Below are 2288 nucleotides of genomic sequence, written 5' to 3'. Positions count from 1 at the left end.
GCGCGCGCTCAGCCACTGCAGCTGCAGGGGGTTGACCAGCAGCACGGCGCTGGCAGGGGAACGGCGCGCATCATCGCCCAGGCCGAGGTGGAGCTGTGAGCGCCGCCGCGCCGGGCCCGGCCACGCCCCCGGCCGCTGGCGACCGACCGCATTACAGCCTGGGCGTCGACCTGGGGACCACGCACTGCGCGCTGTCCTGGGTGGATCTGGCGGCCTCCGAGGGCGAGCGCGTGGTGCAGGGCGTGCTGGACGTGCCGCAGCTGGCGGCGCCGGGCAGCGTCGAGGCGCAGCCGCTGCTGCCGTCCTTCCTCTACCTACCGCACGAGGCGGAATTCGCCGCCGCCGACCTGGCGCTGCCTGGCCAGCCGGCGCAGCCCTTCATTGCCGGCGCCCTGGCGCGCGCGCGCGGGGCGGCAACGCCGATCCGGCTGGTCGCCAGCGCCAAGAGCTGGCTGTGCCACCCGGGCGTGGACCGGCGCGCGCCGATCCTGCCGCCCGAGGCGCCCGAGGAAGTGCCGCGCATCTCGCCCCTGGCGGCCAGCACGGCCTACCTGGAGCACCTGCGCCGCGCCTGGGACGCCGCGCACCCCGAGGCGCCGCTGGCCGCACAGCAGGTGACGGTGACCATCCCCGCCTCCTTCGACCCGGCCGCGCGCGAGCTCACGGCCGAGGCCTGCCGCGCCGCCGGCCTGGGGGCCTTCACGCTGCTGGAGGAGCCGCAGGCCGCGCTCTACAGCTGGATCCAGGCCAGCGGCGGCGCCTGGCGCAAGCAGGTGCGCCACGGCGACCTCATCCTGGTGGTGGACGTGGGCGGCGGCACGACCGACCTGTCGCTGATCGCGGTGCTGGAGCGCGATGGCAACCTGGAGTTGCAGCGCGTGGCCGTGGGCGAGCACATCCTGCTGGGCGGCGACAACATGGACCTGGCGCTGGCCTATGGCGTGGCGCGCAAGCTGGCGGCCGAAGGCCGGCAGCTGGACGCCTGGCAGACGCGCGCGCTGGCGCATGCCTGCCGCGCCGCCAAGGAGCAGCTGCTGGCCGACGATGCGCCGGCCAGCGTGCCGGTGGTGGTGCCCAGCCGGGGGGCGCGGCTGATTGGCGGCAGCCTGCGCACCGAAGTCACGCGCGACGAGGTGCTGCAGCTGCTGGTGGAGGGTTTCTTCCCGCGCGTGGCGATCACCGAGCGCCCCCAGGTGCGGGCACGCGCCGCGCTCACCCAGCTGGGCCTGCCCTACGCGCAGGATGCCGCCATCACGCGGCACCTGGCGGCCTTCCTCGCGCGCCAGTCTGCGGCCACGGCGCAGATGGAACACCTGCCGCCGCCGCCCGAAGGCGCCACCTTCCTGCACCCCACGGCGCTGCTGTTCAACGGCGGCGTGCTCAAGGCCGCGCAGGTCGAGGCGCGCATCCTGGAGGTGCTCAATGGCTGGCTGGCCGCGGAGGGCGCACCGCCCGTGCGGCTGCTCGAAGGCGCGCAGCTCGATCTCGCCGTGGCGCGCGGCGCGGCCTATTTCGGCCACGTGGCGCAGGCCGGCCGGGGCGTGCGCATCCGCGGCGGCACGGCGCAGAGCCACTACGTGGGCGTCGAAGGCAACATGCCTGCCATCCCCGGGATGGAGCCGCCGATCGCCGCGCTGTGCCTGGCGCCCTTCGGCATGGAGGAGGGCAGCGAGGTGGAGCTTGCCGACCAGCAGTTCGGCCTGGTCGTGGGCGAGCCGGTGCGGCTGCGCTTCTTCGGCTCCAGCGTGCGCCGCCAGGACACGGTCGGGACGCTGCTGGAAGCCTGGGGGCCCGAGGAGCTGACGGAGCTGCAGGAGATCGAGCTGCAGCTGCCCGCCCAGGGCCGCACGGCCGGCGAGGTGGTGCCCGTCACCCTCCACGCGCGCGTGACCGACATCGGCACGCTGGAGCTGCACGCCGTGCCGGTGGGCGGGGAGGCGCGCTGGAAGGTGGAGTTCGACGTGCGCACGCCGGCCGCCGAGGCCTGAGCCATGGCCGGGCCGGGTCCGCGCTTCGCCGTCGGCATCGACCTGGGCACCAGCCACTGCGCGCTGGCCTGGGCGCCGCTCGGCGCGCAGGCGTCCGACATCCAGCTGCTGCCCCTGCCCCAACGCACCTCCCCTGCGGAGGTGCAGGCCGCGGTGCTGCTGCCCTCGATGCGCTACCAGGCGGCGCCGGGCGAGCTGGCGGACGCCTGGCACGCGCCCTGGCCGCCCCTGGGCGCCAGCGAGGAAGCCCCTGCCACCCTCGGCACGTGGGCGCGCACGCTGGGAGCAGCCACGCCGCAG

General features: G+C 75.7%; 1 protein-coding gene and 1 pseudogene. Both read left to right on the top strand.

What is annotated here, in order from left to right:
* Positions 1-95 precede the first annotated feature (95 nt).
* Positions 96-1988 (top strand): Hsp70 family protein, encoded by a 1893-nt coding sequence (locus tag A612_RS10710; RefSeq protein ID WP_019374483.1) that lies wholly within the window; start codon positions 96-98, stop codon positions 1986-1988.
* Positions 1989-1991: 3 nt separating this feature from the next.
* Positions 1992-2288 (top strand): annotated as a pseudogene (locus tag A612_RS10705) (Hsp70 family protein); the annotation flags it as partial.

Origin of the sequence: Melaminivora alkalimesophila (assembly GCF_000282995.1) — a bacterium.
GTDB lineage: Bacteria > Pseudomonadota > Gammaproteobacteria > Burkholderiales > Burkholderiaceae_C > Melaminivora > Melaminivora alkalimesophila.
The sequence above is the reverse complement of the archived record's forward strand: the minus strand, read 5'-3'. Positions and strand labels throughout refer to the sequence as shown.